This is a genomic window from Corynebacterium auris (assembly GCF_030408575.1).
GTDB lineage: Bacteria > Actinomycetota > Actinomycetes > Mycobacteriales > Mycobacteriaceae > Corynebacterium > Corynebacterium auris.
This window is the reverse complement of record NZ_CP047047.1, coordinates 1714925-1734096: the sequence shown is the minus strand read 5'-3', so window position 1 is coordinate 1734096 and position 19172 is coordinate 1714925. Positions and strand designations below refer to the sequence as shown.

Genomic DNA, 19172 nt, shown 5'->3' with positions numbered 1-19172 from the left:
AGCGCCCGTGGCCCGCAGAGCTAGCTACCGCGACCGCGCCTTTGTCGTGCGCACCTATGACTTCGGCGAGGCCGATCGCGTCGTCGTCCTGCTCACCCGCAGCCACGGCCTCGTGCGCTCCGTGGCCAAGGGGGTGCGCAAGACCAAGTCGCGCTTCGGCTCGCGCATCCAGCCCTTCGTGGACATCGACGTCCAGCTCTACCCGGGCGCCAACCTGGCCACCATCACCCAGGCGGACACGGTGAGCTACTACGGCGCCGGGATCATCGAGGACTTCGAGCGCTACACTGCCGCCTGCGCCGTGTTGGAGACGGCCGAAAAGCTCAGCTACGCCGACCTGCCCGACGCCTCGCTTTTCGACGCCACCGCCGCCGCCCTCCACACCCTCCAGGGCGCCGACCACCCCACCCTCGCCCTCGACGCCTTCATCCTCCGCGCGACCGACAACGCCGGCTGGGGGCTGTCGCTCTACGACTGCGCCAACTGCGGCGCCCCCGGCCCTCACAGCGCCTTCAGCCCCCAGCTCGGCGGGGCCGTGTGCGGCGCCTGCCGCCCGCCGGGGGCGATGAACGTCGACCCCGAGGTGCTGCACACCATGTGGCTGATCCAGCACGACCGCCCCGCAACCGCGGAGCACGCCGAGAAGGTCCACCGCGCGACCACCGCCCACCTGCAGTGGCACCTTGAGGCGGGGGTGCGCAGCCTGAAGATCATGGAGCAGGCATAATAGGACGATGATCGACTTCAGCCCCGAGTTCATCCCCCGCCACATCGCCCTCGTGATGGACGGCAACGGACGCTGGGCCGCCGAACGCGGCATGAAGCGCACGGAGGGGCACAAGCGGGGCGAGGGGGTGCTCATGGACTGCGTCAACGCCTGCATCGAGATGGGTGGGGTGGAGTGGCTCTCCGCCTACGGGTTCTCCACGGAAAACTGGCGCCGCGAGGCCGAGGAGGTCCGCTTCCTCATGGGCTTTTCCCGCGACGTCATGCGCCGCCGCCGCGACGAGCTCCACGAAAAGAACGTCCGCATCGTCTGGGCCGGGCGCCGGCCCCGCCTGTGGCGCAGCGTCATCCGCGAGCTCGAGGCCGCAGAGGAGCTCACCCGCAACAACACCGGGCTGACCCTGGCAATGTGCGTCAACTACGGTGGCCGCGCCGAAATCGTCGACGGGGTCCGCGAGATTGTCCGGGCCGCGCGCGCCGGCCGCCTCGACCCCCGCGACATCACCGAGGAGAGCCTGCCCCAGTGGTTCTACCGCCCGGACATGCCCGACGTCGACCTTTTCCTGCGCCCCAGCGGCGAGCAGCGCACCTCCAACTTCCTCCTCTGGCAGTCCGCCTACGCCGAGATGGTTTACCAAGACAAGCTCTTCCCGGACCTGACCAAGCAGGACATTTATGACGCGGTGTTGGAGTACGCCAAGCGCGACCGCCGCTTCGGGGCAGCGGTGGAGAAGAACTAGCGCCGAGGCCTACCTGGCCTGCTGGCAGGCGCGGCACACGCCGTAAACCTCGGCGTCGTGGCCGATCAGCTCGTAGCCGAAGCGGTCGGCGACGAGCTGCGCCCACTTCTCCACGGGGCCGCCCTCGATTTCCTCGCTGCGCCCGCAGATGGAGCACACCAAGTGGTGGTGGTGCTCGTCGGTGAGGCAGTGGCGGTAGAGGGTTTCGCCGTCCGCGTTGTGGAGGACGTCGACGGCGCCGACGTCGTTGAGCGACTGGAGCGTGCGGTAGACGGTGGTCAGGCCGACCTTGTCGCCGCGCGCCTCGAGCTCGTCGTGGATGAAGCGGGCGGAGATGAACTTGTCCACGTCCTGGAGGACGCGCACCACGGCTTCACGCTGGCGCGTGTTGCGCACGCCAAGTTTCGGCTGCTTGGGTTTCGTCGCGCGATTGGTGGGCATAACGCCCTAGTTTAGTCGCGTTTGGGTTTCGGCGTGCTCGGCAGGAGGCCGGGGTCTGCTTCCGGCCGGTTCGCCTGGGGCGGCTCCATGATTGCGGCCGCGGCAGCGGCGCCGGAGGTGTCACTGTCGGGCAGGGGGGTGGTGGAGGGGCGTCGGGAAGCGAGGTCGACGACGTCGCCGCCGCGGGTGGCCATGTTCATCAGGCAGCGCACACCCTGCGCGACCTCGGGTAGGCGAGGGAATAGAGGACCTCGCGGCCGCGGCGCACCGAGGTGACCAAGTCGGCGCGCTTGAGCACGCGCAGGTGCTGGCTGATGAGGGGCTGGGACTTGCCGAGCTCGCTGACCAGCTCGTGTACGACGTGCTCACCGGTGGCCAAAAGCAGCAGGATCTGCAGGCGGAGGGGTGAGTCCATGGCGTTGGCGACCCGGGCGGCGTGTTCGACGTCGCCAAGCGAGTAGCTGTCCATGATCGTCATCCTCGTTTCTGGGGCTTACCGGGCCGGTTCCTGTGAAAAAGGGTTCTTTTCTCAGGTTCACCATCTATATTACCGTGGGTTTCAGCGCCATTATACGTGTGTCCCATTTCGCCGCGTGTAGGGTCCACCTCAGGCTTCGCGGGGTGCCCCTGCGGAACTCCGCCGGGGTGAAACCCGCTACACTGGGCGGGCACTGTTTCGTGTCCCATGTTCAAGCGCCCAGTGAGGAGTAAAAGTGGCCTCCACCATTGATACTGTCGTTAACCTGTGCAAGCGTCGCGGCTTGGTGTATCCCGCAGGAGAGATCTATGGCGGTACCCGCTCCGCGTGGGATTACGGCCCGCTTGGTGTGGAGCTGAAGGAGAACATCAAGCGCCAGTGGTGGAAGCACATGGTGCAGATGCGCCGGGACACCGTCGGCGTGGACACGTCGATCATTCTCCCGCGCCAGGTGTGGGTCGCTTCCGGTCACGTCGAGGTCTTCACCGACCCGCTCGTGGAATCGCTCTACACCCACAAGCGCTACCGCGCCGACCACCTCATCGAGGCCTACGAAGAAAAGCACGGGCACCCGCCGGCCAACGGGCTCGCCGACATCAATGACCCGGAGACCGGCCAGCCGGGCAAGTGGACCGAGCCGCGCGCGTTTTCGGGCCTAATGAAGACGTACCTCGGCCCGGTCGACGACGAAGAGGGCCTGCACTACCTGCGCCCGGAGACCGCCCAGGGGATCTTCGTCAACTTCAAAAACGTCATGACCTCGGCGCGCATGAAGCCGCCGTTCGGCATCGCCAACATCGGTAAGTCGTTCCGCAACGAGATCACGCCCGGCAACTTCATCTTCCGTACCCGAGAGTTCGAGCAGATGGAGATGGAGTTCTTCGTCAAACCCGGCGAGGACGAAGAGTGGCACCAGTACTGGATTGACAACCGCTACCAGTGGTACGTGGACCTGGGCATCAACCCCGAGAACCTGCGCCTCTACGAGCACCCGCAGGAGAAGCTGTCCCACTACTCCAAGCGCACCGTGGACGTCGAGTACGCCTACAACTTCCAGGGCTCGAAGTGGGGCGAGCTCGAGGGCGTGGCCAACCGCACCGACTACGACCTGAAGACCCACGCGGAGGCATCCGGAGAGGACCTGTCCTACTTTGACCAGGAGGCCAACGAGCGCTGGATCCCCTACTGCATCGAACCAGCCGCGGGCCTCGGCCGCGCCGTGATGGCCTTCCTCATCGACGCCTACCACGAGGAAGAGGTCCCCAACGCCAAGGGCGGCACCGACACCCGCGTCGTGCTCAAGCTGGACCGCCGCCTCGCCCCGGTGAAGGTGGCCGTCCTCCCGCTGTCGAAGAAGCCGGAGCTGGCGGGCCCGGCCGAGGAGCTCGCGGAGAGGCTGAGCCAGCACTGGAACACCGACTACGACACCTCCGGCGCCATCGGCAGGCGCTACCGCCGCCAAGACGAGACCGGCACCCCGTTCTGCGTCACCTACGACTTCGACTCCCTCGAGGACGGTGCCGTGACCGTCCGCGAGCGCGACACGATGGAGCAGGAGCGCGTGAAGATCGACGAGCTCGAGGCGTACCTCGCGGCGCGGCTCATCGGGGCGTAGCCGGATGCACTACGTCAGCTGGGACCGCAGCGACCGCGAGAACCTCAAGCTTCTGGCCGAGGACGGCCCGGAGGTCCTCGCGGTATTCACGGACGAGCACGCCGCCGTCGGCGGCGAGAAGTGGGACCTCGTGGCCTCCCCGGAGTCGGGGGCGGTGGCCACCCGCGCGGGCGCCGATATCGTCCGGGCGACAGGCTCGCTGAAGCGCGACAAGGAGATCCCCGTCAGCGTGGAGGGCCGCGGCTACACGCTCGTGGCCGAGACATCCAAGAACTGGATCGTCGACGACGCCGCAGGGGAGAAGGTCGGCCAGTTCACCCAGGACCACAACGGCGTGCGCAGGGCCATCCTCGAGTTCGAGGGCGAGACAACCCTGCCCGCCACCGACGTGGTGGCGCTCGCGTGGATTTCGCGCGAGGTGCTGGAGACGAAGAAGATGGTCAACTCGAACGTGTTGATCGCCCTGCTCGTCTTCCTCTCGATTTTCGTTGTCGTCGTCTTCCTCATGCAATGATGCGCTGGCAGGGCACTTCGCTTATCGACGCCCCCACCCCCGCCTCCTTCGCCGACGGGGTGCTGGAGTTCGGCGAGCACCGCCTGCGCTTTGTCTCGCAAGACCCCGTCGACGTTCGGGCGGTTGACCAGGACGGTCGGCCCTACCGCCTGCGCAAGGCGGGCCTGACCGTCTCCCGCTACGAGGCTGTGTGCGACACGCGCGCCTACACAGCCCGCCGCAGAGTAGGCAAGCGCCGCGAGATCGTGCGCGCCGACGGCAGTGTCGCCGCGACAACCCAGGCCCGCGCCGACGGCGCGCTCGAGGTTGCCCCCGCCGGCGAGCTCACGCTCGACCTGGTGTTCATCTCCTGGGCCCTCACCTACGTGGACGCGTCGGCGCGGCGCACGCTGTACTAGCCGCCTAGAACATCCCGCCGCGGGCGGAGGGGCCGCCGCCCGAGAAGCCCCCGCCCCCGCCGCCGCCGAAACCGCCTCCTCCGCCGCCGCCGTTGTTGCCGCCGAACAGGATGGAGCCCCAGATCACCGCGCTGGCGATGTCACCGGCCGTGGACTGAGCCCGCTGGCGGCGGTACTGGGCGATGTCGTCGTTGGCGGCGCCGGCGGCGCGGCGCGCGGTTTCGGCGGCTTCGCGCCCCAGCCCGATCGCGGTGCGGGTGTCCGTGGTGCGCAGGTTGCGCGCGTGGTTGAACTGGCGCTTCGCCTCCGCGAGCAGGGTGCGGGCGTGGGAGCCGATGATCCGGCCCCGGGAGTTAATTAGGTCCTCGGCGCTTTGGATCTGCGCCGCGGCGACGCGCAGCTGCTGGTCCAAGACCTGGAGCTGGCGCTTTTGGTCGGAGGCCGCGCCGCGGGCCTTGTCGATTTCCTCGTCGACGCGCGCGTCCAGGTCGGTGAGCTCGGTGTAGAGCGAAAGCGGGTCCGTTTCCGCGCGGTTGCCCACGGCGCTCAGCTGCGCGCGGGCCTCGGCGGCCACGGCGTCGAGGGCGGCGACGTCGACCTTCGCGCCGTGCTGTTTGGTGCCTTTGAGCTGCTCAATCTCGCGCAGCTCCTCCTCGATCTCCTGGATGAGAGCCGGGATGTTGGCCTGGGAGTCCCGAATGTTCTCCTCGGCGTGCTCGATGGCGGTGAGGTTGGTGTCGGAGACTTCGACGGCGTGGGAGGCGGAGGCGAGCAGGTCGACGAGAGCGCCCTGGCGCCCGGCGGGTTGCGCGGCCGCTGAACGGGCTTCGTCGAGGAGCCGCTCCGCCTCGTCGAGGGAGGCGGAGGCGACCTCGACGTTGTCCTCCAGGGACTGCAGCATCTGTTCGGAGTGGCGCTCGCGGAGGGCGTCGAGAAGCGATTGCGCGGGTTCGAGGCGGGCCCGGATGTCCACCGTGCGCTGGGTGACCTTGTCCACCTCGGCCGACGCGTTGATGAGCACGCCGCGCATCTCGTTGAACTCGGCGCTGCGGGTGCGCAGGGCCTCGCCGGCCTGGCCGCAGGAGGAGATGATGTCGATGAGCATGGCGCGCTTTTCGGGCTGGGTCTCGGGGATGGCGTCGTTGAGCCTCTGATGCAGGCCGAAGGCGCGCTCGAGCGTCGAGGTGGCCGTGTTCATGGCGGAGGTGAACGGGCGGACGCGCTCCGCTCCGAACTCGGCGGTGGCCACGGCGAGTTCCTCCTTGCCCTGGCGGATGGATTCGTCGGTCTGCACAAGCGCGTCGCGGGAGAGCTGCTCCAACGTCGGCGTGGGCAGGTTGCTCAGCGCGTCGGTGTCGCCGGGTTCAAGCGCCCTGGCCGCCTCCAGCTGTTCCTCCTGCGTCTTCTTGCTCTTACGACGCGTGGCGGCCCATACCCCGCCGCCGGCGAGCGCGGCGACCCCCACGCCGCCGAGCGCCCAGCCGACGTTGGCGGCGGTGGAGCCACCCGCGGCGGCCTCGATCGCGGCAAGCGCGGCGCCCGCCCAGTTTTCGCCGGTGAGCTCAGAGTAGGCGGCGTCGTACATCGCGTCGATGTCTCCCTGGCTCCACATGCTGCCCCCGGCCACTGCGAAGCTGCGCTCGGTGGGGGAGATGGCCAGCACGGCGACATTGGAGCCGGAGGCGTCGACGCTGGCCTGCGCCCACTCCTCCGCGGTCATGCCGCCGAAGGAGTCGAGGTAGGCGACGCGGACGGCCAGTTGATCGTTTTGCGCGAACTCCTGGATGGCGCCCTCGATCTCGGCTGCCTCCCCGCCGGAGAGCACGCCCGCTTCGTCCGTGACGGGCTGCGCAAGCGGGCCGGGCGCGGTCGCCGTCGCTTGGGCGTGGACCTGGGTGTCCGGCGTCGTGCCTGCCGGGGCGGCGATCGCCGCGGGGGAGACCGCGAGGGCGCAGCCCGCGAAAAGCGGGGCGGCGGAAAGGAGGCGAAGGTGTCGCTTTTTCATGGTGACTAGGGTAGTCGCTTCCCCGACACTGAGCCCGCGCCATCTACGCTGGGTGTGTGTTCACCTATTCCGCCTTCGATACCGAGCGCCGCGCGCCGGAGGGGCCGAAGGGCTCGCAGATCGTCGAGAGCTTCGAGGAGCGCGGCGCCTTTTCCCGCGACCGCGCCCGGGTCCTGCACTCGGCGGCGCTGCGCCGCCTGGCCGACAAGACACAGGTGGTGGGCCCGCGCGACGGCGACACCCCGCGCACGCGCCTGACGCACTCGCTCGAGGTGGCGCAGATCTCGCGCGGTATCGGCGAGGCGCTCGGCCTCGACCCCGACCTGTGCGAAATGGCGGGGCTCACCCACGACATCGGGCACCCGCCCTACGGCCACAACGGCGAAAATGCGCTTAACGACGTCTCCACGGGCGGTTTCGAAGGCAACGCCCAGACGCTTCGGATCCTCACCCGCCTGGAGCCCAAGGTGCTCGTCGGGGAGAACTCGCTCGGGCTCAACCTCACCCGCGCCTCCCTCGACGCGGCCTGCAAGTACCCGCTCACGCGCACGAACCCGGACGGCTCCACCAACCGCAAGTACGGCGCCTACGACGAGGACGGAGCCGTGCTTGAGTGGCTGCGCCGCGGCCACACCGACGCCGCCCCGCCGATGGAGGCGCAGGTGATGGACTGCTCGGACGACATCGCCTATTCCGTGCACGACGTCGAAGACGGGATCGTCTCCGGCCGGGTCACGCTCAAGGTGCTGTGGGACCTGGTGGAACTGGCGGCGCTGGCGGAAAAGGGGGCCAACGCCTTCGGCGGTAGCGCCGACGAGCTCATTGAGGCCGCCGCCCGGCTGCGGGCGCTGCCCTCCATCGCCGCGGCCGCGGACTTCGATTACACCCTCGCCTCCTGGGCCGGCCTGAAGCGGCTGACCTCGGAGCTGGTGGGGCGCTACGTTGGGGCCGTGGCCACCGCCACGCTGCGCGACGAGGCCAATCACCCCGACGCCCTGCGCAGCGAGGACAACCCGGAGGGGGCGCTGGGCCGGCAGCACGGGCGCCTCGTCATCCCGGCGGACGCCGAAGCGGAGGTGCGCCTGCTGAAGACGGTGGCGGTGCTCTACGTCATGGACATGCCCGCCCACCAGCGCCGCCAGGAGCGACAGCGCGACCGCATCTTCCGGGTTTACGAGTACATGCTCGCCGGCGCCCCCGGCACCCTGGACACCGTGTTCCAGCAGTGGTGGGCGGCGGCCGCCACCGACGCCGAGCGCGAGCGCGTGGTGGTGGACCAGATCGCGTCTATGACGGAATCGCGCCTCGAGCGCGCCGCGAAGAAGTCGGCCGGGGTCGCCGGTTTCATGGCCTAGGGCGCTTCGGAGGGCTTTCCGGGCGGGTTGACCTCGCAGAAGCTTTCGTAGTGGTCGGCGGTGTAGTACCACTCGTCGACAATGCCGTCGGCGCCGCCCCCGGTGACGATGCGCCGCGCCCCGCGGTGGTTTAACCCGGGCGTGTCCACGGTGTATTCGCGGTAGTAGCCCGGTTCTTCGTCGGGAAGCACGGCCTCGTAGTTGCCGAAGTGCGTGTCGTCTTCGGCGTACAGGTAGAGTCCGCCCTCCTCCACCGTGCTGATGGTCTCCCACGCCTCGCTGGGAAGCGTGCCACACGTGGATACTTCGTTGGGCTCGCAGGCGACGAGGGTCGGCGGCAGCAGGGCGGCGGCGAGCACGCCGAGCGGGAAGCGGGACAGCATGCGCAGCATTGTTCCACAACGGGCGGCGGAATTGACCGCGCGGCTACGATGTAGCCATGGCTAGGGGCAGAATTCCGGATAGTGATATCCAGGCTATCCGCGAGCGCGCGCCGATCGAGGACATCGTCGGCGAGTACGTGCAGCTCAAACCCGCCGGCCACGACTCGCTCAAGGGCTTGAGCCCCTTCAAGGACGAAAAGACACCCTCCTTCCACGTCAGGCCCGCACGCGGGTACTACCACTGCTTTTCGACGGGCAAGGGTGGCGACGTCTTCTCCTTCCTCATGGAAATGGAGCAGCTGAGCTTCCCCGAGGCCGTGGAGGCGGTGGCCGAGCAGATCGGCTACCACATCAACTACCAGGGCGGATCTACCGGAGCGCGCGACGTCAAACCCGGCACCCGCGCCCGGCTCCTGGCGGCCAACAAAGCCGCGCACGAGTTTTACCGCGAGCAGTTGGAGGCCCCCGAGGCGGACAAGGCCCGCACTTTCCTTCTCGACCGCGGCTTTGACAAAGACACCATCCACCACTTCGAGTGCGGCTACGCCCCCGACGGCTGGGACACGCTGACCAAGCACCTGCTGCGCAAGGGATTCTCCGTCGAGGAGCTGCAGGAGGCTGGCCTGAGCAGCATGGGCCGGCGCGGGCCCATCGACAAGTTCCGCCGCCGCCTGCTGTGGCCCATCAAGGACGTGGCGGGCAACGTCATCGGTTTCGGGGCGCGCAAGCTCCACGAGGACGACCCGATGGGCAAGTACATGAACACCCAGGACACGATGCTCTACCACAAGAGCAAGGTGCTGTTCGGCCTGGACCTCGCCAAAAAGCACATCGCCCAGGGCCACCAGGCCGTGATTGTGGAGGGCTACACCGACGTCATGGCCATGCACGCCGCCGGGGTGAAAACAGCGGTCGCCTCCTGCGGCACCGCCTTCGGCGCGGAGCACCTAGCCATCATCCGCCGACTCATGCTCGACGACAACTTCTTCCGCGGCGAGCTGATCTACACCTTCGACGGCGACGAGGCGGGCCAGAAGGCGGCCCTGCGCGCCTTCGAGGGAGACCAGCAGTTCACCGGGCAGTCCTTCGTCTCCGTGGCTCCCGAGGGCATGGACCCATGCGACCTGCGCCAAGCGAAGGGCGACGCGGCGGTACGCGACCTCGTGGCCTCCCGCGTGCCCATGTTCGAGTTCGTCATCGAGTCTCTCCTCAGCGATTACTCCCTCGACACAGCCGAAGGCCGCCTGCAGGCCCTCCGGCGCACCGTCCCCGTCGTCGCCGGGATTTCCGACCGGGTCCTGCAAACGGAGTACGCGCGCCGCCTGGCCGGCTGGGTCGGCTGGCCGAACCCGGACGAGGTGCTCGCGCAGGTGCGCGCAGAGGCAAAGCGGCCGAGTGCACCGAAGCGCGCGCTGCGCCGGGGGGCGCGAGAGGAGCCGGTCAACGCGAACGAGCCCGTGCTGGTCCTGCCCAACCCGGCCGACCCGCTGCTATGGCCGCAGCGCGAAGCGCTGAAGATCGCCCTGCAGCACCCCCGCGCGGCGGGGGACTACTTCGACGGCATTAACCCGGATGCCTTCACCAACCCCGCCTACCGCCAAGTGCGCGACGCGATCACTGCAGCCGGAGGGGCAGCGAACGCCCCCGAGGGGGCCGCGTGGCTTCCCCAGGTAGCTGAGGGGATGGCAGGCGTGGCCGGCCGTAACTTCGTTTCTGAGCTGGCGCTGGAAGACATCCACGCCGACGACATCGTCTCCTACGCGGACTCGGTGCTCTCCAGACTGCAGGAGACGCGGGTTGGCGACCAGATCGCGCAGCTGAAAGCCCAGCTACAGCGCATGCGCCCGAGCGACGACGAAGTTGCCTACAACGCCTTGTTCTCCGACCTCATCGCGCTGGAGCAGGCGCGCCGGGAGCTCAACGACAGGGCGTTTCGCGGTGCCTAGATGTGCGTGATGGTCGACCGCTGCGAAATCCGGGGCGCATAACCCCTGGTCGCCTGACCCTGCAGAGCGTTGGGGTCGACCACAGCGAAATCCGGGAAGCGTATCCCCGGACCACCGTGCCAATCAAAAACGCCCCGGCAACGACCGGGGCGCGCAGCTCAAGACGCCTACGCCTGGTCGGCGAACTGGCGCACGGCCCACTCGACGGCGTCGAGGGGTAGCTCGGCGTCGTACTCGTCGCGCGCGGCGCGCAGGCGCGTGAGGTACTCGCCGTACTCCTCGCCGCTCCAGTCGTGGTCGGCCGGCAGGCCGGCGATGGCTGCGCGGTTGGAGCAGATGATGACGGGCTTGTCGTCCTCGGCACCTTGCGGCCCGGCGAGGAAGTAAGCCACGAGGGAGGCGTACTTCGGGGGCAGGCCTGTGGCGGTTAGCGCGGTGTACTGGCCCACAGGGTCTTTGCCCTCGAGGCTGCGGATGGCCTGAATGAGCGCGTTGGCCTTGCCCTTGTTACGCAGGAACTGCTGCAGGGGGAGGACCTGCGGGGATTGGCCTGCGCCGTAGGCTAAGGCGGCGCCGAGGAAGTCGATGATTTCGCCGCGCTGGTGGCCGGAGTCGGCGACGGCGCCGGCGAAGAGGAAGACCTCGGCGCGGGTGAGGGTGGCGGTGGCGTCGTCGCGGAAGGGCGGGACGCGGCGCAGGTGGTGGGGCCAGCCGGTCTTCCAGCGGCGCGGGGAGAACGTCACGGAGTGGTTCATGGCGTCGTTGGCCGTGGGGGAGATCGCCTTGAGAGCGTCGAGGATCTGGTTCATGCGTTCCATTGTGGCAGAAGGGACCGCCCCAATAGGATTGGGCGCATGACCATCCTTGTGCTCGATCCGCGCTGGCCCGACATGATCCCGCTGGGGGTCGTCTCCCGCATCAGGGGGCCGGTGGAGTACACCTCGGAGGTCCCGGTGTCGGTGCGGTGGGCGCTGGCGGATGTGGCCGCCGGGGAGTCGGGCGGGTGGCTGGTGACGACGGATGCGCGTGATCCGGACGTCGTGAAGCGAGCTCGCGGCGAGGAGCTTGTCGCGGTGCCAAGCCTTGAAGACCCGGTCGCTGAGGCCGTGGGGACGATGCGCCGCGCGCGTGAGCGGGGCGAGTGGGAGCGTGCGATGACGCACGAGTCGCTGCTTTCCTACCTCGAGGAGGAGGCCCGAGAATTCGCGGCGGCCGTGCGCGGGGGCGACGACGCGGAGATACGCAAGGAGCTTAGCGACGTCTTCCTGCAGGTGCTTTTCCACTCCGAGCTCGCCCGCGAGCGCGGCGCCTTCGACTTCACGGACGTGGCCGCTGCTTTTGTGGACAAGATGAAATCCCGCGCCCCCTACCTCTTCGATGGGAGCGCGGGACTGGTCGGCCTGGAGGAGCAGGAGCGCCTCTGGGCGGAGGGCAAGCGCCGCGAGGCTTAGCGGAGCGCGGGTACCAGGTCGCGGATCTGCGGCAGGCCCGCCTGGGACGACAGCTGGGAGCTGAGCTTCAGTGCCTGGTCAATGGGGGTTTCGGGGTCGGGCTTGACCACGCCGCACTCGAGGGCGCGGTCGCCTACGGCGCTGATGGTGCCGGAGGCGGCAAGCCGCAGGGCGGAGTCGTCGCCGATGGCCTTGTTCAGGCTGGCGACGAGGCCGGAGCGGGTGGTGTCTGCGGTGACGAAACCGGTGGCGCGGAGGGCGGTGCCCAGGACATTGCAGTCGGCGGTGGCAACGTTGCCGTTGATGGTCTTGAGAAGCTCGAAGTAGGTGGGCTGGGCCTGGGCGGGGGCGGCCAGGGCCGCCGCGGCGACAAGGCCGGCGGCGAGAGTAGGGGCGATACGACGCATGGGCAGGTCCTTTTCTGTCTCAAACGACTGGGTCGCCAGAAACTCTAGCGCACCAATGTGACGCATGGTGCGCAATTGCGCCCCCAATTTTGCCCTACACCGCCTCCAGTGCCAGTGACTGGCCTTGCCCCACACCGATGCACAGCGTGGCCAGCCCGCGGGTGGCCTTCTCCTTCTCCATCCGGTTGAGCAGCGTCACGGTGATGCGGCACCCGGAGGAACCCAGCGGGTGCCCCAGCGCGATGGCGCCACCCCACGCGTTGACGCGGGCCTGGTCCAGGCCGAGGTCGCGGATGCAGGCCAGCGACTGCGAGGCGAAAGCCTCGTTGAGCTCGATCGCGTCGACGCTATCGACGTCCCAGCCGATCCTGTCGAAGAGCTTGCGCGTCGCAGGCACCGGGCCCAGGCCCATGATGTGGGGCTCGAGGCCGGCGGCGGCGGAGCCGACGACGCGGGCGCGCGGGGTCAGGCTGTACTTCTTCAGCGCGGCTTCGGAGCAGACGATGACGGCGGAGGCGCCGTCGTTAAGCGCCGAGGAGTTGCCGGCGGTGACCACGGTGCCGCCCTTGACCACCGGGCGCAGGGTGGCCAGCACCTCGGCGGTCGTGTTCGGGCGGATGGGCTCGTCGCGGGTGACCACGATGTCCTCGGCCTTGCGCTGCGGCACGGTGATCGGGATGATCTCGCTGGCGAACAGCCCCTCCTCGGTGGCTGCGTGGGCGCGGCGCTGCGACTCCACTGCGAAGGCGTCTGCGTCTTCGCGCGAGATGTTCTTCACCCGCGCGACCTCCTCCGCGGTCTCCGGCATGGAGTAGGTGAGCTTGTCTTGCGCGGCGAAGGTGGGGTTGGTGAAGCGCCAGCCGATGGAGGTGTCAAAGATCGCGCCGGGGGAGGCGAACGCCTTCTTCGGTTTTTCCATCACCCACGGTGCGCGCGACATGGACTCGACGCCGCCGGCCACGACGATGTCGGCCTCGCCGGACTTGACTAGGGCGGAGGCGACGGTGATCGCGTTGAGGCCTGAGGCGCACAGGCGGTTGACGGTGAAGGCGGGGACTGTCTCGGGGAACCCGGCGAGCAGCCAGGCCATGCGCGCGACATTGCGGTTGTCCTCGCCTGCGCCGTTCGCGTTGCCCAGGATCACCTCGTCGACGTCGGCCGGGTCGATGCCGACGTCGGTCACCACGGCCTTGATGGCTGTCGCGGCGAGGTCATCGGGGCGGATGCCGGAGAGGAACCCGCCGTACTTGCCCACGGGGGTGCGCAGGCCGGAGACGAGGTAGGCGTCGTTGGTCATGGTTGTTTTCCTTTACTTGTCGCTCGTGCGGGACTTCTTGGCGGTGAAGGCGGAGATTCCGGTGATTTCGCGGCCGACGATGAGCGCCTGCACGGAGTCGGTGCCCTCGTAGGTGGACACGACCTCCATGTCGGTCAGGTGGCGCGCCACGTGGTTTTCCAGCAGCAGGCCGTTGCCGCCCATCATGTCGCGCGCCTCGCGGCAGATCGCGAGGGCCTTGCGCGAGGTGGTCATCTTCACCAGGGAGGCCATCGGCCCGGTAAAGGTGCCCTCCTCCTGCAGCTGCGCCATCCGGTGGGCGAGCAGTTGCAGCTGGATGACGTCGGACAGCATCGTGGCGAGCTTTTCCTGGACGAGCTGGAAGGCGGCGAGCGGGGAGCCGAACTGCTCGCGCTGCAGGGCGTAGGAGCGGGCGATTTCGAAGCCCGCCATGGCGTGGCCCACGGCCTCGTAGGAGGCGCCGCCGCGGGTGGCGGCCAGCACCTTGTTGACATCCTTGAAGGAATTGCAGTTCTGCAGCCGGTTGGCCTCCGGAACGCGCAGGTCGGTGATGACGATGTCGCCCTGCAGGATGGCGCGCTTGCCGATCTTGCCCGTGATGACCTCGGGGGCGTAGCCCACCGGGTACTCGCCGTCGACCTTTTCCACGACGAAGGCCTTGACCTGGCCGTCCGCCTCGTCGCGGGCGTAGACGACGATGACGTCGCCCGCGTGCCCGTTGCCGATCCAGCGCTTGTGGCCGTTGAGCACCCAGGTGTCGCCCTCGCGGCGCGCCGAGGTTTCCAGCGAGACGGAGTCGGAGCCGTGGTCGGGCTCCGTCAAGGCGAAGGCCCCGGTCTTTTCGAGCTTGGCCATGGAGGGCAGCCAGCGTTCGCGCTGCTCCTCGCTGCCGAGGATGTAGATCGAGCCCATGCACAGGTTCGAGTGGACTCCGAAGAAGGTGTTGACGGAGCCGTCGATGCGCCCCATTTCGCGCGCGACCAGCCCGGCCTGCTGGCGGGACAACCCGGGGCAGCCGTAGCCCTGGATGAAGGTGCCCACGATGCCGAGCTCGGCCAGGGCGGGGAGGATCTCGGTGGGGAACTCGGCGCGCTCCCAGTAGTCGTTGATGATGGGCAGGACGTGCTTTTCGCCGAAGTCGCGGACGCGGTCACGGATGGCCTTGTCCTCTTCGCTCAGGGTGGCGTCGAGCGCGAAGAAGTCGGAGCGCTCGAGTCCGGTCGTGGTGTAGGCGGTCATGTGGGTGATCCCTTTCTTGGGCTGTGTCGGTTCTTAGGCTGTCTCGCCCAGCCAGCGCCGCACGTATTCCGCGTCGGCGTTGAGCGCCGGCGGGGAGGTTCGGCAGGCGGCGGGGGTCCGGCTGAGTGTGATGGGGTTGGCTACGGTGGGGTATTGGTCGTCATCGTCGGCGACCCAGATTGGGTTGAGGCCGAGCGCTTCGGCGTACCGCACGCCGCCGCCGACAGTGAGAATGGGCGCGCAGCACACGCCGGCGGCGCTGAGCACCTCGAGCCAGGCGTCGACGCCGCGCTCGGCGAGGCGGCCCTCGATGGCGGTGCGCAGCGGAGTGCGGTGCTTGTTGCGCAGCTCCATGGAGGCAAAGCGCTGGCCGGCGACGAGCTCCGGCAGGCCGATCGTCGTCATGAGCGTGGCAAACTGGTCGTCGTTACCGCAGCAGATGACCACCTGCCCGTCGCCCGCCCGGAAGGGCCCGTAGGGGAAGAGGCTGGGGTGCTCGTTGCCCATCCGGTACGGCTCGTGGCCGCCGGCGGTGAAGGCGACGGTCTGGTTCACCATCGCGGACAGGGCCGAGGAGAGGAGGTTGACCTCGACGCTTTGCGCGGTGCCGGTGGCGGAGCGCTCCTGCAGCGCCGCGAGGATGCCCACGGCGGCGTGGAGGCCGGTGAAGATGTCGAAGAGGGCGAAGCCGCCGCGCTGGGGGTGGCCGTCCGCGTCGCCGGTGACGTGCATGAAACCGCTGAGCGCCTGGACCAACAGGTCGTAGCCCGGCAGCGTCGCCCCGCCCTTTGTGCCGAAGCCGGTGATGGAGGCGTGGATGAGGTCCGGCCAGCGCTCGGCTGTCTGCGAGCGGTCGAGGCCGAAGCGCATCAGGCCGCCGGGCTTGAAGTTCTCCACCAGAACGTCGGCCCGGTCGATGATGGCGTAGGCGGTGCGCAGGTCCTCGTCGTTTTTCAAATCGAGCGCGATCGAGCGCTTGTTGCGGTTGATGGACAGGAAGTAGGTGCTCTGCCCGTCGATGGAGGGCGGCATCCACTGCCGGGTGTCGTCCCCGCGGGGGGATTCGATCTTGATCACGGTGGCGCCCAGGTCCGCGAGCAGCATCGTGCAGTACGGCCCGGCGAGGACCCGAGAGAAGTCCGCGACGACGACGCCGCTGAGCGGGCCGCGCGCCTCCTCGAGTTCGGTATGCTCCATGTCACTTCCTTGTGCTTGTGTTGTTTCGGTAATAAAATCACGGTTAATTTGTGCAGTCCAATACTTAATTAGGTGCTTATTCATATCCCCCGACGATTAATTGGACGGGTCAATCGGGCAAGGGAGGGCCGTTGCCGTGGAGGTACAAGAAGCCAGGGCGTTCCTGGTGCTCGCAGAGGAGCTTCACTTCGGCCGCGCAGCGGACAGGCTGAACATGGCGCAGCCGCCTCTGAGCAGGGCGATCCGCCAGCTTGAGCGGCGCTTGAAGGTCAAGCTGTTCGACCGCAGCACGAGGCGCGTAGAGCTAACCACCGCCGGGGCCGCGCTTGTCGAGCCCGCCCGCAAGCTCGTGGAGGCCTCGGAGGCGGCGGTGCGCGCGGCGCGCGACGCGGCCTCGGGCACGACCGGAGTGGTCCGCCTGGGCTTCGCCAGCGCGTCCGTGCGCGGCGTCGTCTCCCAGCTCGTGCGCTCCACGCAGGACAGATTGCCCAGCGTCACCCTCGAACTGCACTCCGCGCTGCTGTCCGTCAATGGCCTGGACAAGGTTTTGTCCGGGGAGATCGACTGCATGATCGGCCGCTGGAACACCCTGCCGGCGGAGGTGGATTCGAGGGAGCTGTTCCGGGAGGAGATCGTCGCCGTCGTCCCGGAGACGCACCCGCTGGCGGTGCAGGGGCGGGCGTCGATAAGCATGGCTGACCTCGCGAACGAGGAGTGGATCGTACTGCAGGGCGGCCCCGGCGCGGCGCTGCAGACGCGGGTGTCCACGCTGGCGCGCCGGGCGGGCTTTGTTCCCTCGGTGCGCTCCACGGTGCCCGATTCGTGGACCCAGCTCGTGCTCGTCGCCTCCGGCGTGGGGGTGGCGCTGACTCTCGACAGCGTGCGTGACAACTCGAACCGCGAGTACCTGCACTACATGACGCTGAAAGACGAGGACCGCTACGTCGACGTTCAGCTCGTGTGGAAAAAGGACAACGACAACCCGGCCTTCCAGAAGCTCATGGTCTGCCTCGAGAGCATTTTCCCTCTCTCGTGCAGCGCGAACTAGCGCGTCTCGACGCCCCCATTGATACGCACCTGGTACGAGTCGCCGGAAGTGCCTCCGAGTTGGCTCGGCGTGTCGGGGCCGAACCCTAGGCTGGTGCTATTGCCCACCAACCCACATCAAGACCACAGAAGGGGAGACCACGTGGAGTACTCAACGGTTCTACGACGCGATAACGAGGCCGTGGCCACCCTGACGGTCAACCGCCCGGAGAAGATGAACGCGGCCAGCCGGCAGGTGCTCGACGAGCTCAACAGCCACCTGGACGAGCTGGAGCGCGATGCCGCAGTCGATGTTCTCATCATCACCGGCGCGGGGGAGAAGGCCTTCGTGGCGGGGGCCGATATCAACGAGCTCGCTAAGCGACGCCCCCTCGACGGCCTGGAGGCCTACATGCAGCGCACCTACGGCCGGATCGCGCACTTTCCCAAGCCCGTCATCGCGGCCGTCAACGGCTACGCCCTGGGCGGCGGCTGCGAGCTCGCCCTCGCCTGCGACATCCGCGTGGCCTCCGACAACGCCGTCTTCGGCCTGCCGGAGACCGGGCTGGGTATCCTCCCCGGCGCCGGCGGAACGCAGCGCCTGGTCGAGGCGGTCGGCCGCGGCCCGGCGATCGACATGATCATCACCGGCCGTCGCATCAGCGCCGCCGAGGCGCTCCAGTGGGGGCTGGTGACCTACGTGACGGACGCCGAGTCCCTGCTGCCGCAGGCCGCCAAGATCGCCGAGCGCATCCGCCGCAAAGGCCCGACCGCCGTCGCGCTCGTGCGCCAGGTCGTCGCCCACAGCGCGGCGGCGAGCGAGGAAACCGGGATGTTCGTCGAGCGCCTTGCCCAGTCGCTGCTGTACGCCACCGCCGAAAAGAACGAGGGCGTGGAGGCCTCCCTGTCCAAGCGCCACCCCGACTTCGCCGCGTTCAAGGGCCAGAGCTAACACACCGAAGCCGCAAAAAGTAAAGCCACAAGAAGCACAAGGAGCACTCATGGCAGCAATCAGCAACGTCACCGTCATCGGGTCCGGCACGATGGGCTCGCAGATCGGCCTCGTGGCCGCCCTCGCGGGGTACGTCACCACCATCGTCGACGTCTCCGAAGAGGCCCTGACCAAGGCCGAGCAGCAACTGCGCAGCCGCATGGAGCGCGACGTGGAGAAGGGCCGGCGCACCCAGGAGGACGTCGACGCAGCCTTCGCCCGCCTGGGCTTTACCACCGACCAGGCCGCGGCCGTCGCCGACACCGACATCGTCATCGAGGCCGCCGTGGAGAACATCGAGGTCAAGCGCACCATTCTCGCCGAGCTCGATGCGCAGGCGCCCGAGCACGCGATCCTGGCCACGAACTCCTCCAACATCGTCTCCTCCCGCCTCGCGGACGCGACCGGCCGGCCCGAGAAAGTCTGCAACATGCACTTCTTCAACCCCGTGCTGGTGATGAAGGCCTGCGAGGTAGTCGGCCACGAGGGCACCAGCGAGGAGACCCTCGCGGCGGTGGAGGAGCTCGCGGTGGCGATGGGCAAGGACGTCATCCGCGTGCGCCGGGAGATCCCCGGCTTCGTGGCCAACCGCCTCCTCAACGCGCTGCGCACCGAGGCGCTGAAGCTCTACGAGGAGGGCTACGCCTCCTTCGCTGACATCGACACCGCCGCACGCTCCGCGCTGCGCCACCCGATGGGCCCCTTCGAGCTCATGGATCTCGTCGGCATCGATGTCGCCTACCTCATCCGCAAGGCGGAGTACGAGCAGACCGGCGACGAGTCCTCCCTGCCCGCGCCCGCCATGGAAAAGATGTACAACACCGGCAACTACGGCAAGAAGACCGGCAAGGGCTGGTACGAGTACGACGAGCAGGGGCGCAAGGGTCGCCCGAACCCCGACTTCTAAGCGCGCCACAGACGAACGCCCCGCCACGGTGAAGCACCGGGCGGGGCGTCGTTTAG

At 68.3% G+C, this 19172-nt stretch carries 21 protein-coding genes; 11 read left to right on the top strand and 10 right to left on the bottom strand.

The features are described from left to right. Nucleotides 1-7 precede the first annotated feature (7 nt). Both recO and CAURIS_RS08275 read left to right on the top strand, forming a co-directional pair. Nucleotides 8-727 (top strand): DNA repair protein RecO, encoded by a 720-nt coding sequence (gene recO, locus CAURIS_RS08280; protein WP_290341587.1) that lies wholly within the window; start codon nt 8-10, stop codon nt 725-727. A gap of 7 nt (nt 728-734) precedes the next feature. Continuing rightward, nucleotides 735-1466 (top strand): isoprenyl transferase, encoded by a 732-nt coding sequence (locus tag CAURIS_RS08275; protein ID WP_290341586.1) that lies wholly within the window; start codon nt 735-737, stop codon nt 1464-1466. A 9-nt stretch (nt 1467-1475) separates the two neighbouring features. Here the strand turns inward: CAURIS_RS08275 and CAURIS_RS08270 are convergent, their stop codons facing one another. From CAURIS_RS08270 to CAURIS_RS08260, 3 genes are read right to left on the bottom strand one after another with little or no spacing between them, the layout of a single operon-like run. Further along, a complete protein-coding gene (locus tag CAURIS_RS08270) occupies nt 1476-1907 on the bottom strand; it encodes a Fur family transcriptional regulator (protein ID WP_290341585.1) in 432 nt (143 codons plus the stop codon). Nucleotides 1908-1918: 11 nt separating this feature from the next. Further along, nucleotides 1919-2107: a hypothetical protein gene (locus CAURIS_RS08265; RefSeq protein ID WP_290341584.1), complete on the bottom strand. Its 189-nt coding sequence runs from the start codon at nt 2105-2107 to the stop codon at nt 1919-1921. After that, nucleotides 2107-2376, bottom strand: coding sequence for an ArsR/SmtB family transcription factor (locus tag CAURIS_RS08260; protein WP_290341582.1), 270 nt, complete (start codon nt 2374-2376; stop codon nt 2107-2109). Before CAURIS_RS08260 ends, CAURIS_RS08265 begins: the two co-directional genes overlap by 1 nt. Nucleotides 2377-2620: 244 nt before the next feature. Here CAURIS_RS08260 and CAURIS_RS08255 point away from each other — a divergent pair, with 244 nt between their 5' ends. Genes CAURIS_RS08255 through CAURIS_RS08245 form a run of 3 tightly spaced genes read left to right on the top strand, consistent with a single transcriptional unit; the run spans nt 2621 to nt 4912 of the window. Further along, nucleotides 2621-4000, top strand: a complete 1380-nt coding sequence (locus CAURIS_RS08255) for a glycine--tRNA ligase (RefSeq protein WP_290341580.1) — start codon at nt 2621-2623, stop codon at nt 3998-4000. Nucleotides 4001-4004: 4 nt separating this feature from the next. Continuing rightward, a complete protein-coding gene (locus CAURIS_RS08250) occupies nt 4005-4514 on the top strand; it encodes a hypothetical protein (protein WP_290341578.1) in 510 nt (169 codons plus the stop codon). Further along, nucleotides 4511-4912, top strand: a complete 402-nt coding sequence (locus CAURIS_RS08245) for a hypothetical protein (RefSeq protein WP_290341577.1) — start codon at nt 4511-4513, stop codon at nt 4910-4912. Before CAURIS_RS08250 ends, CAURIS_RS08245 begins: the two co-directional genes overlap by 4 nt. A 4-nt stretch (nt 4913-4916) precedes the next feature. Here the strand turns inward: CAURIS_RS08245 and CAURIS_RS08240 are convergent, their stop codons facing one another. Then, nucleotides 4917-6917 (bottom strand): TPM domain-containing protein, encoded by a 2001-nt coding sequence (locus CAURIS_RS08240; protein WP_290341574.1) that lies wholly within the window; start codon nt 6915-6917, stop codon nt 4917-4919. 56 nt (nt 6918-6973) lie between these two features. On the opposite strand from CAURIS_RS08240, the gene CAURIS_RS08235 reads away from it, so the two are divergent. Next, nucleotides 6974-8272 (top strand): deoxyguanosinetriphosphate triphosphohydrolase, encoded by a 1299-nt coding sequence (locus CAURIS_RS08235; protein ID WP_290341573.1) that lies wholly within the window; start codon nt 6974-6976, stop codon nt 8270-8272. Here CAURIS_RS08235 and CAURIS_RS08230 read toward each other — a convergent pair. Further along, nucleotides 8269-8655: a guanyl-specific ribonuclease gene (locus CAURIS_RS08230; RefSeq protein WP_290341572.1), complete on the bottom strand. Its 387-nt coding sequence runs from the start codon at nt 8653-8655 to the stop codon at nt 8269-8271. The genes CAURIS_RS08235 and CAURIS_RS08230 overlap by 4 nt on opposite strands. A 56-nt stretch (nt 8656-8711) precedes the next feature. Here CAURIS_RS08230 and dnaG point away from each other — a divergent pair, with 56 nt between their 5' ends. Continuing rightward, nucleotides 8712-10601, top strand: coding sequence for a DNA primase (dnaG, locus tag CAURIS_RS08225; protein WP_290341571.1), 1890 nt, complete (start codon nt 8712-8714; stop codon nt 10599-10601). A 167-nt stretch (nt 10602-10768) separates the two neighbouring features. On the opposite strand, the gene CAURIS_RS08220 is transcribed toward dnaG, so the two are convergent. Continuing rightward, on the bottom strand, nt 10769-11410 hold the full coding sequence (locus tag CAURIS_RS08220; RefSeq protein ID WP_290341570.1) for an 8-oxoguanine DNA glycosylase OGG fold protein: 642 nt from the start codon (nt 11408-11410) through the stop codon (nt 10769-10771). Nucleotides 11411-11455: 45 nt separating this feature from the next. On the opposite strand from CAURIS_RS08220, the gene CAURIS_RS08215 reads away from it, so the two are divergent. Then, entirely contained in the window at nt 11456-12052 is a 597-nt protein-coding gene (locus tag CAURIS_RS08215) for a MazG nucleotide pyrophosphohydrolase domain-containing protein (RefSeq protein ID WP_290341569.1), read from the top strand. Here the strand turns inward: CAURIS_RS08215 and CAURIS_RS08210 are convergent. The 4 genes from CAURIS_RS08210 to CAURIS_RS08195 form a co-directional block, all read right to left on the bottom strand. Continuing rightward, complete coding sequence (locus tag CAURIS_RS08210; protein WP_290341568.1) at nt 12049-12459, bottom strand: hypothetical protein; 411 nt, start codon at nt 12457-12459, stop codon at nt 12049-12051. The two genes, CAURIS_RS08215 and CAURIS_RS08210, sit on opposite strands and share 4 nt — an antisense overlap. A gap of 94 nt (nt 12460-12553) precedes the next feature. Continuing rightward, entirely contained in the window at nt 12554-13756 is a 1203-nt protein-coding gene (locus CAURIS_RS08205) for a thiolase family protein (RefSeq protein WP_290341567.1), read from the bottom strand. Between the two features lie 12 nt (nt 13757-13768). Continuing rightward, a complete protein-coding gene (locus CAURIS_RS08200; RefSeq protein ID WP_290341566.1) occupies nt 13769-14995 on the bottom strand; it encodes an acyl-CoA dehydrogenase family protein in 1227 nt (408 codons plus the stop codon). Nucleotides 14996-15028: 33 nt separating this feature from the next. After that, on the bottom strand, nt 15029-16192 hold the full coding sequence (locus CAURIS_RS08195; RefSeq protein WP_290341565.1) for a CaiB/BaiF CoA transferase family protein: 1164 nt from the start codon (nt 16190-16192) through the stop codon (nt 15029-15031). A 136-nt stretch (nt 16193-16328) separates the two neighbouring features. On the opposite strand from CAURIS_RS08195, the gene CAURIS_RS08190 reads away from it, so the two are divergent. The 3 genes from CAURIS_RS08190 (at nt 16329) to CAURIS_RS08180 (ending at nt 19116) form a co-directional block, all read left to right on the top strand. After that, entirely contained in the window at nt 16329-17240 is a 912-nt protein-coding gene (locus CAURIS_RS08190; protein ID WP_290341563.1) for a LysR family transcriptional regulator, read from the top strand. A 141-nt stretch (nt 17241-17381) separates the two neighbouring features. Then, nucleotides 17382-18170 carry an enoyl-CoA hydratase/isomerase family protein gene (locus CAURIS_RS08185; protein ID WP_290341562.1) on the top strand — a complete coding sequence of 263 codons (789 nt, stop codon included), beginning with the start codon at nt 17382-17384 and terminating at the stop codon, nt 18168-18170. Between the two features lie 49 nt (nt 18171-18219). Further along, the gene (locus CAURIS_RS08180; protein ID WP_290341560.1) at nt 18220-19116 is read left to right on the top strand and encodes a 3-hydroxyacyl-CoA dehydrogenase family protein; all 897 of its coding nucleotides are present in this window, start codon (nt 18220-18222) and stop codon (nt 19114-19116) included. The last annotated feature ends 56 nt before the right edge of the window (nt 19117-19172 follow it).